The organism is Aureispira sp. CCB-QB1, from assembly GCF_000724545.1.
Lineage (GTDB): Bacteria > Bacteroidota > Bacteroidia > Chitinophagales > Saprospiraceae > Aureispira.
This window is the reverse complement of the sequence record NZ_JHBV01000029.1, coordinates 25,159-40,123: the sequence shown is the minus strand read 5'-3', so window position 1 is coordinate 40,123 and position 14,965 is coordinate 25,159. Positions and strand designations below refer to the sequence as shown.

The 14,965-nt window shown below is 38.3% G+C and carries 9 protein-coding genes; 3 read left to right on the top strand and 6 right to left on the bottom strand.

The features are described from left to right. Positions 1–50 precede the first annotated feature (50 nt). The 6 genes from CG11_RS13855 to CG11_RS13830 form a co-directional block, all read right to left on the bottom strand. Complete coding sequence (locus tag CG11_RS13855; protein ID WP_063833106.1) at positions 51–2,195, bottom strand: 3-hydroxyacyl-CoA dehydrogenase NAD-binding domain-containing protein; 2,145 nt, start codon at positions 2,193–2,195, stop codon at positions 51–53. A gap of 5 nt (positions 2,196–2,200) precedes the next feature. Beyond that, entirely contained in the window at positions 2,201–2,626 is a 426-nt protein-coding gene (locus CG11_RS13850; protein ID WP_052597169.1) for a hypothetical protein, read from the bottom strand. 12 nt (positions 2,627–2,638) lie between these two features. Next, positions 2,639–3,844, bottom strand: a complete 1,206-nt coding sequence (locus CG11_RS13845; RefSeq protein ID WP_052597167.1) for an acetyl-CoA C-acetyltransferase — start codon at positions 3,842–3,844, stop codon at positions 2,639–2,641. A 12-nt stretch (positions 3,845–3,856) separates the two neighbouring features. Next, on the bottom strand, positions 3,857–5,710 hold the full coding sequence (locus CG11_RS13840; protein WP_052597164.1) for a tail fiber domain-containing protein: 1,854 nt from the start codon (positions 5,708–5,710) through the stop codon (positions 3,857–3,859). A gap of 364 nt (positions 5,711–6,074) precedes the next feature. Next, entirely contained in the window at positions 6,075–9,347 is a 3,273-nt protein-coding gene (locus CG11_RS13835; RefSeq protein WP_052597162.1) for a CUB domain-containing protein, read from the bottom strand. Between the two features lie 181 nt (positions 9,348–9,528). Continuing rightward, positions 9,529–9,948: a hypothetical protein gene (locus CG11_RS13830; RefSeq protein ID WP_052597160.1), complete on the bottom strand. Its 420-nt coding sequence runs from the start codon at positions 9,946–9,948 to the stop codon at positions 9,529–9,531. A gap of 942 nt (positions 9,949–10,890) precedes the next feature. Here CG11_RS13830 and CG11_RS13825 point away from each other — a divergent pair. The 3 genes from CG11_RS13825 to CG11_RS13815 all read left to right on the top strand — a co-directional run bounded on the left by CG11_RS13825 (position 10,891) and on the right by CG11_RS13815 (position 14,796). Next, a complete protein-coding gene (locus CG11_RS13825) occupies positions 10,891–11,442 on the top strand; it encodes a hypothetical protein (protein ID WP_052597158.1) in 552 nt (183 codons plus the stop codon). Between the two features lie 80 nt (positions 11,443–11,522). Next, positions 11,523–12,923, top strand: coding sequence for a hypothetical protein (locus CG11_RS13820; RefSeq protein WP_052597156.1), 1,401 nt, complete (start codon positions 11,523–11,525; stop codon positions 12,921–12,923). 25 nt (positions 12,924–12,948) lie between these two features. Beyond that, positions 12,949–14,796: a T9SS type A sorting domain-containing protein gene (locus tag CG11_RS13815; protein WP_052597154.1), complete on the top strand. Its 1,848-nt coding sequence runs from the start codon at positions 12,949–12,951 to the stop codon at positions 14,794–14,796. Positions 14,797–14,965: the final 169 nt, after the last annotated feature.

Here is a 14,965-nt window from a genome sequence, read left to right as displayed (position 1 = left end):
CACAGTGCTGCTGCTCTTGAGTACAAAATAGCAGCACTGCGACAGCATTTCTAATAAAAAGTTTCTTGATTCACAGCCATTTCACGAAGCGATTCTGGAACGATAAAACGAGGACCATAGCAACTTGCAAAATTGTCACAATCTTCTACAAATTCACGAATTCCTACATAATCAATGTAAGAAAAAACACCTCCCGTGTAAGGAGGAAAGCCAAAACCTGTTAGAGAACCGACATCTCCATCGGTAGGCGAGTTGAGAACTCCTTCTTCCAAACAACGATAAGATTCTAAAGCCATGATATGCAAGATACGTTTACCAACAGTTTCTGCATCAAGGTAATCGGGATCACTTGGGAAGTGTTCTTTTAGACCAGCCCAAAGATGTTTATGACCATCAGAAGGGTATTCGTAAAATCCTTTACCCGCTTTTTTGCCTGGTCTACCTAGATCAACAGCCATTTTATGCAACAATTCATATAAAGTTTGAGCAGTTTTACCCCGTTCTTTTTGATCTGCATCCATAACATTTAATGCTAAACTCAATGAAACTTCATCAGTTACGGCAAGAGGACCAACAGGCATACCGACACGTTTGGCTACATTTTCAATGACCGCAGGCGGAACTCCTTCATGGAGCAACAAAGCACCTTCACGAGTAAAGGTAGAAAATACTCTAGAAGTAAAAAATCCTCTACTATCATTTACTACAATTGGAATTTTACCAATTTGCGTTACGTAATCTACTGCCGCTGCAACCGCATAATCAGAAGTCTCTTTACCTACAATCAACTCTACGAGTGGCATTTTGTCAACAGGAGAGAAAAAATGCATGCCAATAAAATTCTCTGGGCGTTTGGATGCTTTGGCTAGTAAAGTAATAGGAATTGTAGAGGTATTAGAAGCAAAGATTTTTTTAGGATTTAAATAAGCTTCTGTTTCTTGAGTAACCTTAGCTTTTAATTCAGGATTTTCATAAACAGCTTCTATAATCAAATCACAATCAGCCATGTCCTTTGTTTGATCTGTCGTTTGGATTTTATCCAGAGTTTGTTGCAATAATTCTGGCGTAATTCGCCCTTTAGAAACATTTTTTTGAAGTAATTTTTCAGAATATGCTTTTCCTTTTTCTGCATTTTCTACGGAGGTATCCTTTAGCACAACATCCATTCCAACACGAGCAGAAACATAAGCAATTCCTGCGCCCATCATTCCTGCGCCTAAAATACCTACTTTGTTAATTGTATAAAAGTCAAATCCTTTAGGTTTAACTTTGCCCTTTTTGGCTTCGTTGATAGCAAAAAATCCTGTACGGATTAAATTTTGAGCCTCTTTTGAATAAAACGCTTTGATAAAATAGCGTGCTTCGATTTCCAATCCTCTATCAATAGGGAGCAACATTCCATCGTGAATGCAAGCCATTGCATATTGAGCGCCTGGATAATTGCCATGCGTTTTTTTCCGTAAATTGCCAATCCCACCAATCATAGTGTCAGCACCAGATTTAGACATCAAGCCTCCTTGAGGAATTTTATAGCGTTTGTCATCCCAAGGCTGAATAGGGGCACTGTTCTTTAGAATCCACTGTTTAGCAGCGGCAATCAGAGCTTCTTGGTCGGTGACAACTTGATCGATAAAACCTTCTGATAAGGCTTGAGTCGGGCGAAATTGTTTTCCTTGAAGGATATAAGTCGTCGCTTTAGGAATGCCAATAAGATAGCTCAAGCGTTGTGTTCCACCTCCGCCAGGTAGCAAACCTAAATTAACTTCTGGCAAACCAATTTTAATACTAGGCTTGCTTAATGCAATTCGATGATGACAAGTTAAGGCGAGCTCGTACCCACCCCCCAAAGCAGTGCCATTGATAGCGGCTACAAAAGGTTTTCCCGCTTGTTCAAGTGTACGGAAACCTTTATGAACATTTAAGATATCTTTAAATAGACCTTCCTTGTTTTTAGGGGGATTACCAATGAATTTTAGATCGGCTCCTGCCATAAAATCTCTATGAGCAGAAGTGACAATAACCCCTTTTACGGTAGGGTTTTCTACTGCTTGTTGAGCAATTTCTAAATAAGATTGAATAAAATCTATACTAAATAAGTTAGTTGGCTCATTGACCATATTGATGGTAATGGTTGCAAAACCATCGGCATCAATTGCATATTCCAGCAAGTCATTTTTTATTGTTGTTGATTCCATTATTTTTAATCTTCTTCTTGAGTTATGTTTTTAATGAATAGATAAAAACTAGAGATAAGTAGGGAAATAAGCAGACTAGTTGCAAAAAAAAGACCAGCAACAATTAAGGAATTGCCAATTTTGACACCATCTATTTGCATTAAGGTCAACTGTGTAGTCGTTGCGCCCATAGCAAACCCAGTTCCAATAATCATTAATTTTCCAAATGTCTTTTTTCGTTTTTCCTGTGGCTGCCATCTATGATATAAGTAAATGGTCAAAAATAGAAACATTGCCATTAAAGAAAAAGGCGCAAAAATAGACACAATTTCTGTCAAATGATCTGGGTCAAAATTTTTGTACCAATCTAAAATTCCTGTCAAAGTAGCTGCCCAAGTGACAAAGATATAACCAATACCACCTACAAAACCTGCAATTAGTTTTCGTTCCATTGTATTTCGTGCTTACACTCGTTCTATAATTGTTGCAATCCCCATACCGCCACCGATACAAAGGGTAATTAGTGCTGTACTCAACCCTCGTCTTTCCAATTCATCCAAAGCCGTACCGACCAACATACAACCAGTAGCGCCCAACGGATGCCCTAGGGCAATAGCTCCACCATTAACATTTACTTTAGCATGGTCAATGTCTAAATCATCCATAAAACGAAGTGCAACAGAAGCAAAAGCTTCATTAACTTCAAATAAATCGATATCGTTTTTAGACATACCTGCTTTTTGTAGAGCTTTGCGACTAGCAGGAGCAGGACCAACCAACATAATAGTAGGATCTGTGCCATAAGTGGCAACAGATTTAATTCTAGCTCTTGGTTTTAGACCTAGGCGTTCTCCAGCCAATTGGTTGCCAATTAAAGTAAGTGCTGCTCCATCAACAATAGCTGAGGAATTGCCAGCATGATGTACATGGTTAATCGCTTCTACTTCTGGGTATCGGTCAATTGCAACAGCATCAAAGCCGCCCATTTGTCCCATCTTTTCAAAGGCAGGTTTTAGGCTTCCCAAGCCTTCTAAGGTTGTGCTTGGACGAACATTCTCATCTTTATCCAGCACGAGAAAATCATTAATATCTCGAATAGGAACAATGGATTTTTCAAAAGCATTTTCTGCCCATGCTTTGGCAGCACGTTTTTGAGATTCTAACGCAAATTTATCGGCATCATTTCTTGAGTAACCGTATTTTGTGGCGATAAGATCGGCCGAGATACCTTGAGGAACAAAGTGCCCAGGAAGAGCAACAGTGGGGTCCATCGCAATTGCACCACCGTCTAAGCCAATTTTAACTCTAGACATAGATTCCACACCGCCCGCTAACATTAAATCATTAAATCCAGATTTAATATAGGCGGCAGCTTGATTAATGGCTTCAAGTCCTGAACCACAAAATCTATTTAAAGTAACTGCTGTAAGATGTTCTCCGTAGCCAGAATGTTGTGCAGCAGTCTTAGCCACATTGGCACCTTGATCCATGATTTGAGTCACACAGCCTAAAATCATATCTTCAACTTGAGTGGTATCTAAGTTATGGCGCTTTCTAAGTTCGTCCATAACAGTAACAACCAGTTGAGTGGCTGTAGTGCCAACCAAAGCGCCTTTTTTATTCCCTCTACCTCTTGGTGTGCGAAGGCTATCATATATGTATGCTTCCATAAAAATAGATAATTATTTTTTTAATGCCTCGACAGCATTTATAAGTTGATTGATTTGTTTTTGTTGTTGCTCAATAAGAGCTTGTTGCTCTTGATTGCTTTTGATAAGCAAGGGAATAAGCTCTGTATAGTTAATCCCTTTGTAGCCTTCTAGATCAGTATAAACTAAGTTAGGCAATACTTCCTCTAGTTCTTGAGCGATAATTCCATAGTGTAATTTATTATCAAATTGCCCATCACCAAATTTTTCTGTTCTAAAATTATAAGCGACTGGACGAATGTGATTCAATAAATCTGTACTATTGGTTAAATTTTGAATTTCCTTTTTATAACGTTGGTCAGAACTAGTAATGGTACCTGAAGCTAAAATATTTCCGATAACATGTAAACGTTGAGCGGGCGTAGTTGTTTTAATTCCTACGTTTCCATTTCCTTGAATGCGCATGGCTTCTGTAAAAACACCTCCTGTTTCACCACCAAAGGTAAATTTATCGCCTGCACTTCCCACATCAAAGTCGTCAGAAGCTACAAAACGCATTTCCGCAGCGTTCGAGTTGCCACGGTGGCGTATGTATCCTGGTTCTGTTGAGCTATTGGTAAAATAAATAGTACTAACATCCGCTACCTTGTTTATTTCTAAGACACCATTGACCGTTAATTTGCTTGTAGCATTGGTTGTTCCAACACCAACATTACCTGTATTGTTACCTGTGGCAATATATGTGTTTCCACCAACTGTATAGTGATTGATGTAAGTGTCAAATCCTGTGCGTGCTTCGAGGTGCAGGTTGCCATTTGTGCTACCAATCGTTGCCTCTGGAACAGTAGTGAGAGGGGCATCAATCCCTATCCTAGTTTGTTGCCCCCAAGTGCTGTTAGGTCCTTGCAGGATTGTTCCGTTTACATCTAGTTTGGCACTAGGAGCAATGGTTCCGATACCTACATTACCATTGTTTTGAACTCTAAAAAGCTGGCTAGTGGCACTGCCATTATTGGTTCGAACCCAGAATGCAGGATTATTAGTAGCTGTAGCCTCTGTTGTCTCAATAAGTTGACCATAAGGAGTGCCTGAATTTAAGGATATACCGTAACCTGTCCCTAAGTTAGCACCAATGGTAAGTTTATTGTTGGGAGTGCTTTCTCCGATGCCTACATTTCCATTGGGTTGTAATATCATTACTTCTCTGCTAGTTGTGAGTCCTGACTCGTTGTATAAGAAGCGCAGGTCATCTTGAGGGTTGTCTCCCCAAGCAATAATAGCATCATCTTGATCTGCTCCTTCATCTTTGACTCCCACAAAAATACCATCTGTGTCGTTTCCAATGATTACTCCGTAATCCATCCAAGCTCGATAAGTGCCAGCAGGTGAGTTTCCGATTTGTAATTTGGTTAAAGGGGTTGTTGCTGCAATTCCTACGTTCCCCTCAGTATAAATATTATTATTGATGCTGTTGGCCGAAGAAGTAGTACCCACTTCATACCAATCATGATCAACTAATCCAGATAAATTGACAGGGCTAGCATCGTTGGTTAGGGAGAGGGTATTGGTTGCAGAGTTGTAGGTTAAATCTTGATTGTCTGTGTTGTCAAGGCTTCTCCACAGGCTTCCATCCCAGTAATAGTAACCAGGGCTAACATCTGCTACCGTAGCAGTATTGTAAACAAGTAATGCTGTTACGTTGCCATTGGTAATCGTTGTAGCATCGGTACTACTTGTTAGTGCAACTCTTGGAGCTAAGAGTCCTCTAGAAGTAGAACTTACATCGAGCATGGCAGAAGGGTTGGGGACTGTCCCTATGCCAACACCTTGCGAATAGCTAAGGTTGATGCAAGCCGTTAATAGAATTGCGGTTGAAATTTTTTTCATAGCTTTTTTTAATCTTTTATTTTGAAATGATATTTGGGTGAAAGAATGTATTAAACATTTGTTGTTTCAATTAGTAGTTTGTTGATTATTAATCTAATAAAGGTTGCTGTGTGCTTTCAACGAACTATAGAGAGAAGCATTAGTAATGCTAATCAAACAAGAGATTTGGAGTTGAACAAACGAACCTTGAACTACTCTGTGATTGTTTAATAGGAGGGGGATTGTTTTAATGTGCTAGGCAAATCGTATAAGGACTGTGTAAAATACAGTATTTTTATAAAATGTGTAAGTTATTTTAAAATAAAAAACTCATACCCTTTAGAGGTATGAGTTCTGTGAAATTGTAAGCTTATAAATTGAGGTGTTAGTAAGTCGATTTAATGGCTTTTACGGTATGAACATTGGCACTGTTTAAATGGTGTACCCGAATCATGTAACTCCCTGTGGGATAGCTGTTCAAGTGGATGGGGACAGTGTTGAGCCCCATCGTTGCCGTAAATGATTTTGTTGAGAGCGTTCTGCCATAAACATCAATAACTTGTATTTCTAAAAATTCTTTGGAGGATGCCTCATATTGGTAATGAATAACATCTTGAGTAGGGTTGGGATAGAAAAGGTACCCCAATCCATCTTCTGGAATAATTAGTTGTATGGTAGTGGAATAACTTATAGCTCCATCAGTGTCAATTAATTCTAAACGATAATAGTTAATCCCTTTGTATGGTGTTTTATCATCAAAAGTATAATGGTGCGTATTAGTAGAGTTGCCTTGTGCTGCGACAGCTCCTATTGTTTCAAATGAAATGCCATCTTTGCTTCGTTGAATATTGAAGTAATCAGAATTGATTTCAGATGCTGTAGCCCAACTCAAAAAGTTAGTTTTAGTATTGGTTTCTCCTTTGAAGTAAAGCCATTCAGAGGGCAAAGATTGGTCAGGAGTGAGTATTAAGGCTGCTGTTCCTCCTGAAAAACTTGTGATGCCTGAAAGTTCGACATAATTAATACTGTTGCTAGTAATTCCAGTTGTATGAGGCAAATGGGTGCCATCATAATCAGGAGCGCTGTAATTAGAACCCGTGTTTTTAAACCAAAACAAACCATTGGGAGTGGGATATTTATAAGTATAGCCACAAGCGGCATAAGTAGCAGCCCATGTTGCGGCAGCTGTCTCAATGGCAATCCGTTCAGTTGGTTCGTAATAAAAACGGACTTGATAAGGAGGAATTAATGTTCCTCCACCAAAATCTACATTCCAACTACGTTCCATCTCAAAACGCTCTTCTCCTGGAGTATTGCCAGTTAATGCGCAAGCAGAAGGACTAAAAGGTCCTTGACTTTGTTGGTGCCAAGTTCCGTTGTCTCGGATGGTAATTTCTGGATAGCCTGCTGGAGCCCCACTTAAATCACCGTGGATGGACAATAAAATTTCATTACCGTTATAAAAGTGATGCCAACCCGTATTATCCGTACAATAATTACTTGTTGTTGCACCATCTAAGCCATAAATATAGTCTTTTATGTCAACAAGAACCATATCGTCTGCCGTTGTATTGCATCCTCCTTCCCGACGTACATAGTAGCTGGTTGTGTTGGTAGGAGTAACGGTTAGTGAGTTGCCACTTCCAAGAGAAGTGCCAGTTCCATTAGGACCTGTATACCATTCGATTGTTGAACCTGAGCTAGCTTGCCCACCACTGGCTGTTAAGGTTACGGAAGTATTGGGGCAGAGCGTTCCTCCAACAGGTGCTAATACGGGAGGGGTAGAAGCAGGCGTGACGGTTGCACAAAGTACATCACTGTAAGTACATCCAAAATTATCGGTTACTTCATAGGTATAACAAGCGTTGCCTGGTGCTGTTGGAGTAATGCTTGCAGTATTGCTAGTCAATGGACTTAAGCTAGGACTGGGAGTCCATGTTTCTGAAACAATAGTTGGTGTAAAGGAACCTGTTGGAAATAAGGTGGCGGCTAGATCCAAATCCCAGTTAAAAATGTATCCATCATCTTGTGCCAAATTATCGGTTACTTCAATAGTCCAGTTTCCATTGGCTGGGCAGCCTATAAGATTGGCAAAAGACTGTGTCGGTTGATAGTTCCCTGCCACAATAGAGGCACTAGCAGGACTGCCCACATTGGTAGTAGCACCATTGACTAGTAAGGTTGTTGCAGTTGGAGTAAAACAATAGTTATAACCCGTTCCTGGACCAGAAGTTAAATCGTCAATAGCTTCTCCTAAATAAGTCCCTGCTCCTCCATCTGCATACGATTTTAGTACGGCAGATTGGCCATTTGGGCAAATAATTCTTACCTCAAGATCTCCCAAATAAGAATGTTCCATATTTAAACAAACATCCACAATATCTGTAGCGGATGTAATAGTTTGACCTGGGGCATAGCAATTGACAGGGATAGAGGTAGTATACGAAACACCAGAGCCATCTGGTAGGAATGTTGTTCCACTAACAGGAGGAGTACAATTGGTGATGTGTGCGGTTGGAATTGCTGTTCCTGTTACAACAGAACTATTTCCTTGACAAAAAATACCAGGAGCAGCTACAGTAGCAAGAGTAGGAGTAGTTGAAACTTGAACAACTTGATTAAATACATTATTATTGATACAACCTGCATTATCTGTAATGAGTAGATTAACAGAGTAGCTACCCGATGTTGTATAAGTATGATTGATGCTGGTACCCATTATTGTTGTGCCATCACCCATGTCCCAAGCATAAGTAGCACCTGCATTATTATTAGAAAAGGTACCACTGCCTACAAAATTCACAGATTGACCTTGACAAAGTCGGATAATTCCATCTGCATCAGCGGTAGGACTCGTGCTATTGAGATTCGCTGTAATAGTTTGGCAATTAGAAAAACAACTTATTGCAGCAATCCATCCAGAACGTGTTACGCTACCATCTGTTGTAAATCTAAAGGTCAAGCAGCCACTTGTATTGCTTGGAGTTGCTTGAGTCAAGCCAGGCCCCAATGTTCCCGTATATGTCCCCAAGGATGGGGCACTTGTATTAGGACCATCAAAGATTTCTAGAAAATCATAATTGTTCTCAATATTAAAGCTTGTAAAGTTTGCTTCTACTTTATTGCCAGTAATAGAGGGGCAAATCGTATAGACATAGTTTTCATTATTACCATAATTACCTCCTGAACCACCGCTATCATAGAATGTTCCAGTACAAGTTGTTGTGCTACTATTGGACATAAGGATTGAATTTCCAGAAATACATGAAATTGTAGCAGTCCACCCAGAACGGGTTACACTGCCATCCGTGGTGAAACGAATTGTTAAACAGCCACTTGTACTAGTTATGGTTCCTGGATTATTGGTATTGGTAAAGGTTCCTAGAGAAGGGGCAGTAGTAGAATTACCGTCATAAATGTAGAGGAAGTCGTAATTGTTTTCTAAGTCGAATGAGCTAAAGTTGATTTCTATCTGATTGCCAGATGTTGCACAAAATGTATGTGTCAAGTTCTGATTGTTGGTGTAGTTACCCGTGTTGCCATTGTCGTAAAAGGTTCCTGAACAGGTAGTTGTCGTCCCATTACTCATGTTGTAGGTTTGAGCATAGGTAGCAAACGAAATGACATTTGCTATGATGAAGTAAATATACTTATCCATGATATTGTCTTTTTAACATTACTCCGTTGAAAAATCGTATTAGTTTGATTATCAGTAAGATGTACTTTTATTAGCCTTTGCACTAAAAGACTGATAATCAAACTAATGCAAGATGCTTTTTTACGTTTTTCGTAGGAAAACTAAAAAATCAACGGAGTATTATTTTTAAAATAGGGGAATTTTATTGAGGTTTGATGATAAGGATATAGTCGCTATCGTCAATTCTATAGATTTGAGTTTGCTTTGAAAAGAAGTTTAAATCGTGCCGTAAAGGATTGAAAGTGTTGGGGTTGAAGTTTCTGTCTAAGATGAGCTCACCATGCTTGTTCATTAACGGAACTTGTGAAAGTTTTGTGTATTTCTCATCTGAACGAAAAGGAAGGATTTTGTATTCAATTCTGTGGTTTAGTAGGCGATGAAAATGCCGAAGCAAGTCTTGCTTGTTGTCAAAAAAATGAGAACCATACACTTCTTCAATTTTTTGATTGTTTGCATATACGCTATTGTTCGCTACTGCATTGTTGGCAGTTTGAGAGAAGGATGAGGTTGTTCCATGTAGGAACCAAAAAACTACGAATAGTTTTGGTAAAAAATTTTTCATGTTGACTTTGTTAATAAGTTAAAAAAAGTTCAGAGACAATTTTTAATGGGAAACCTTAGATAACAAATAGCCTAATTTGATAAATGAGGGGCCTTTTGTGTATTAAATCTCTTGCATTTAGAGAGTTTAGGGATCAATTTATTTGGGGTGAAAGCAATATGAAATAATATTACATAAAAGTGTTATTTGGTGAAATATTATTATTGGGGGTATTGCTACTTGTAAAGAAAAGGCTTTTTTTTTGTTTAAGAGACTTTTTGCTATAAAAAAAAGTTTTTTTTGGGTTAAAAATGTCTTGTAGTATTTTGTAAATCAGTTTTGTGCATATTTTTTTTTGTCTTTTTTAATTTTTTTAAATAAAAATTATTAAAAATTAATCATAGAGTTGTTTGTACAATTCAAATGTTTGTTGCGTTGTTAGGATGTGCTAAAGTGTGTAGAGCATAAAGTGTTATTTTATAAAAAAGTGGAAACTCGGTATGTAATTGTTTTATAGTGCTTTTATGTCGAGTGAAATGTTTTTGTGAATTTATTCTGCAAAAAAAAGCTGAAATCAGATACTAGAAAACTTTTTTTCGATAAAAATCTTCTTAGATATGTGTATTTTTTGAAAACACTTTTTGTTAAAACTATGTTTTGATTTTTGATTTTTATTTGATCATATATTTGGCTTGACTGTTGTTTTGTAGGATATTAATTTATATTTACTTGTTAATTAATTGTAACTTATTAGACTAGAATATGATATTTGTACGTTTCTAAGAAGACTTTTTAATTCTTCAAAAAAGTATAGGAGTTTATGACTAATTCTAAATAAGATTCAAAACTAAAATGATATTTTGTATGGCGTTATAGTCTTATCGCCAACAAAAAGTTGGTTGAGTGTAAAAGGACACCACTCTATATGTATTAATTATTTTTATTCAACTTAAAATTGTAAAAATGAAAAAATTGACCCCGAAAGCATTTTTCTCTTTGGTAGTGATACTCTGTATGTCTAGTTGGACAGCGACGGCTCAAAATCAAGAGAAGAAAGCAATCATTAAGGAATGGCTTATTGCGAATAAAGGCAATGTTACTTTGCTCTCAACAAAAGAGTACCAACAAATGTCACCTTCTGTAAAAGCAATTATGGATGCTAATAAACAGACTTTGATCTATGATCAAGAGGTCACTCAGAAGGACTTGGAAGCCTTTGAAGCAAAAAATGTAGAAGGTAGTTATGTTTCTTTTAAGACTATTTGTGAAAATGCAACAGCAAAGAAGCTTGAAATAGTAAGTGCTGAAAAAAAACAAGAAGAGCGTAAATATAAATTAACCAAATGGCTAGATTCTAATCGGGACAGAAATATAAAAATTATTTCTAGACAAGATTACGAAAGTCGTCCAGAGGCAGAGCGTACTTATATTGATAATCTAGAAGATAAGATTATTTATGAAGGGACTGCATTGACACTGGAGGATGTAAAAGCCTTTGAAAAAAAGAAACGATAACTGTGTTCTTTTGAATTTGTATGTAAATCTAGTTTGCTATTAAGCAAATAATTAATTAAGAATGATAGAATTCCAATATTATGAATTATAAAAAATTTACACTCTTTTTGTTGGCCTTTGGCTTCATGTTCCAAAATACATTTGGACAAGCAGATGACCCCTGTAGTGCTTCTGCCTTAGCTGTAAATACTTCTTGTTCCTTTGGCTCTTTTACTACAGCAGGAGCAACTGCAACCGCCGGTGCGCCTGCGCCTGGATGCGCCAACTATGTTGGATCAGATGTGTGGTTTACGGTGACTGTACCAGGATCTGGACATTTGATTTTTGATACCAATACGGGTGTTATTACAGACGGGGGAATGGCAATCTACACTGGCACATGTGCTTCCTTGACCTTGGTAGAATGTGACGATGATGACAGTGCGAATGGGTTGATGCCAATGATTGACAATTCGACATTGACACCAGGAGCAACGCTTTGGGTTAGAGTATGGGAGTATGGAGGTGATAACAATGGAACATTTGATATTTGTGTGGTAGATGGTAACCCAGCAGCTAGTGGACCAAGTAATGATGAGCCTTGTACGGCAACAGCATTAACTGTAGGTGCTGCTTGTAACTTTTCAACGTTTACTAATGCAGGGGCAGGAAATTCAAGCTTAACAGCAGGAACAACGGTTCCAACTTGTGCCAATTACAACGGTGCGGATGTGTGGTTTACAGTAACTGTGCCTGCTTCAGGACATTTGATTTTTGATACCAATACGGGCGTTATTACAGATGGGGGAATGGCAATTTATAGAGGAACTTGTGGCGCTTTAACAGAGCTAGATTGTGATGATGATGATAGTGCCAATGGAGCCATGGCAATGATTGACCAAAATACTTTGGTGCCAGGAGAAACTATTTGGATTAGAGTATGGGAGTACGGCGGAGATAACAATGGAACATTTGATATTTGCGTACACGATGGAGGTGGTTCTGGATCAGGTCCATGTGCAGGAGGTGCGGGAGGAAATAGCTGTGCGCAAGCTCAACCAATTTGTACCGATAACACGTATTGTTATACTGCGGGTATTGGTTCAACAGCAGCAGGCGGAAATGATTATGGTTGTTTGTTGACACAACCTAATCCATCTTGGTATTATTTTGAAATATCGACAGCAGGGAATTTAATATTTGATTTGTCTGCTGTTTCGGATATTGATTTTGCTATTTGGGGACCTTACGCTAATGTTGCCGCTGCTAATGCAGCTTGTGGAACTTTACCAGCTCCTGTCGATTGTAGTTACAGCACGTCACCAACAGAGCAAGTTAGCTTGACAGGAGTTGCTGTAGGTGAAATTTATGTATTGGTGGTAACAAATTACGCCAATGTGGTACAGGACATCACTTTAACAGCAGCAGCAGGAAACACTGCGGCGACAAATTGTGGTATTGTAAATCCAACCCCTTGTGCTGCAGATGCAGGAAATTGGTAATGTTCAAACTTGAAAAAAAACAATTATGACTAGCTATATAACAAAGCATTGTCAACTGTTTAGCATAGGAACATTATTCCTTTTGTGTGGACTTTTTAGTCAACCTGCTACAGCACAATGTGACTTTATTAATAATATAACAGGAATCGTACAAGGAACTCCGCCTACAGGCAATGCAGCAAATCCACTGTTGTATACGCATGTATATGTCCTAGTAGATAATCAAGGAAATATTTTTGCTACGAGCCCAACACCCGACTTTTTGGCTGTTCCAGCTGGATTTTATAATTTATATGCTGTTAATTATGATAATAATGAATCAGCAGCAGTCGCCCCTTTGTTAGTGGTGGGGCAGCCTTGGTTTAATGTAGAGGTTTATGGTAATGATGATGTGAATAATTGTTTGGATTATTCATTACCTTATGGCTCGGGCTGTCCAATTGTGGTGTGTGAGGAGATGACAATTTGTGAGATAGATACGTTGAATACTTTGGCCTTGAATTATAATACCACAGGGCATACTCAAACCTATTGCTTGGTTTGTAATGATCTTGTTGTTGCTATGGAAACAAATGGAATTTTTCCATTACAAGATTATTCAGCAGCAGTGGCAGGAGCCAATTGCCAGTTGTTTGGTTTGAATTTTAATACTAATGATGGCAATCCTTTGAGTGTGGGCGCAACATGGACGACAACCACCGATGCAGAGTGTTCTAATGCTTGTATTGATTTTGTAGGAATGAATTTGAATATTACGCCAATTACGCAACCATCAGGAAATGGGATTAGTACGACCGTAGATTGGTGGAATACATCGGGATGTATAGGTGCTCAAAGTGCTACAAATGGAGGCGGTACTTTCTCAGAGATTGTTAATAATATCTGTGTGCCAAGTTATAATCCTGGACCAATTAATGCTCGCCCTAATGCTATTGGGGATGATTTGCAACAGTATGCAGCGGCTAGAAGTGTTTATGGTAGATTTCCTTGTTCTGGAGGGATGGACTTAACTCAACAGCCTATTTTTTACACCGTAGAATGTGCTCCCACAGGACCATCTATATTAAATGTTTTGGTGTCAGGAGCTGGTGCAGGCATAACAGGAGTACAAGCTGCTCTGTATGGACCAGTAAATGCTGCTTGCCCAACGTTTACTGGTGGTAGTTTTGTTGATTGTAATGATGTGGGAACCAATGCAACATCTGGCTTGCCTCTAGGGGATTTGACTTTAACAACAACAGGAAACCCTGGTGAAGTTTACTTGGTTATCGTAGATACAGAAGGAGCCGATTTGTTTACAATTAGCTCTTCTATTATTTTATTAAACACCAAATTAGTTTCTTTTAGTGGAGTGAAGAATGATGTAGATAATCTTTTGACATGGGAGGTTCAAGACGAAAAGCAAGTAGACCGATATGTTTTGGAGCGTTCTACTAATGGGATAGATTTTGCTGTCTTATCAGAAACAGTAGCATTAAATAATGGAAATTCTTTAACTAATTATAGTTATACCGATGTGCTTCCTGGTATAGGTTCTAGATACTATCGTTTAAAATCATTGACTCAAGATGGAAGCTTTGAATATTCTAATACCGTTGTCTTGTCTCGTGGAGATGATAATTTGGGAGGCGTTGCAATTTATCCTAACCCAACAAAAGGAACCTTTTTTGTAGAGTTTGATGCTGATGCAGAAGCAGAACTGACTTATGAAATTCAAGACATTGTTGGACAGACGATAAAAGAAGGTACTCTAAGAACAGTTTTAGGATTGAATAAGATTGAACTAGATTTGGAAGATATCCCAACTGCTACTTATGTTGTTGCATTGACGATGAACGATCAACGTATTCAACGAAAGTTGATTAAGCGATGATACTAGAAGGAGCTGAAAATATATCTATGATTGTTTTCCGTTTATTTGCTTGACAATAATTTAATCAATCAATAAATAAAAGTACTTCTATTTTTAGAGGTGCTTTTTTGTTTTTATATTTAGAGGTAGCCAGTTATCAACAGAGTATTAAGTCATGAAATGTTTGCCT

Bases quoted from the DNA above. Each gene is read 5' to 3' on its own strand.
- CG11_RS13855 (WP_063833106.1), bottom strand. From the start codon at position 2,195: ATGGAATCAACAACAATAAAAAATGACTTGCTGGAATATGCAATTGAT.
- CG11_RS13850 (WP_052597169.1), bottom strand. From the start codon at position 2,626: ATGGAACGAAAACTAATTGCAGGTTTTGTAGGTGGTATTGGTTATATC.
- CG11_RS13845 (WP_052597167.1), bottom strand. From the start codon at position 3,844: ATGGAAGCATACATATATGATAGCCTTCGCACACCAAGAGGTAGAGGG.
- CG11_RS13840 (WP_052597164.1), bottom strand. From the start codon at position 5,710: ATGAAAAAAATTTCAACCGCAATTCTATTAACGGCTTGCATCAACCTT.
- CG11_RS13835 (WP_052597162.1), bottom strand. From the start codon at position 9,347: ATGGATAAGTATATTTACTTCATCATAGCAAATGTCATTTCGTTTGCT.
- CG11_RS13830 (WP_052597160.1), bottom strand. From the start codon at position 9,948: ATGAAAAATTTTTTACCAAAACTATTCGTAGTTTTTTGGTTCCTACAT.
- CG11_RS13825 (WP_052597158.1), top strand. From the start codon at position 10,891: ATGAAAAAATTGACCCCGAAAGCATTTTTCTCTTTGGTAGTGATACTC.
- CG11_RS13820 (WP_052597156.1), top strand. From the start codon at position 11,523: ATGAATTATAAAAAATTTACACTCTTTTTGTTGGCCTTTGGCTTCATG.
- CG11_RS13815 (WP_052597154.1), top strand. From the start codon at position 12,949: ATGACTAGCTATATAACAAAGCATTGTCAACTGTTTAGCATAGGAACA.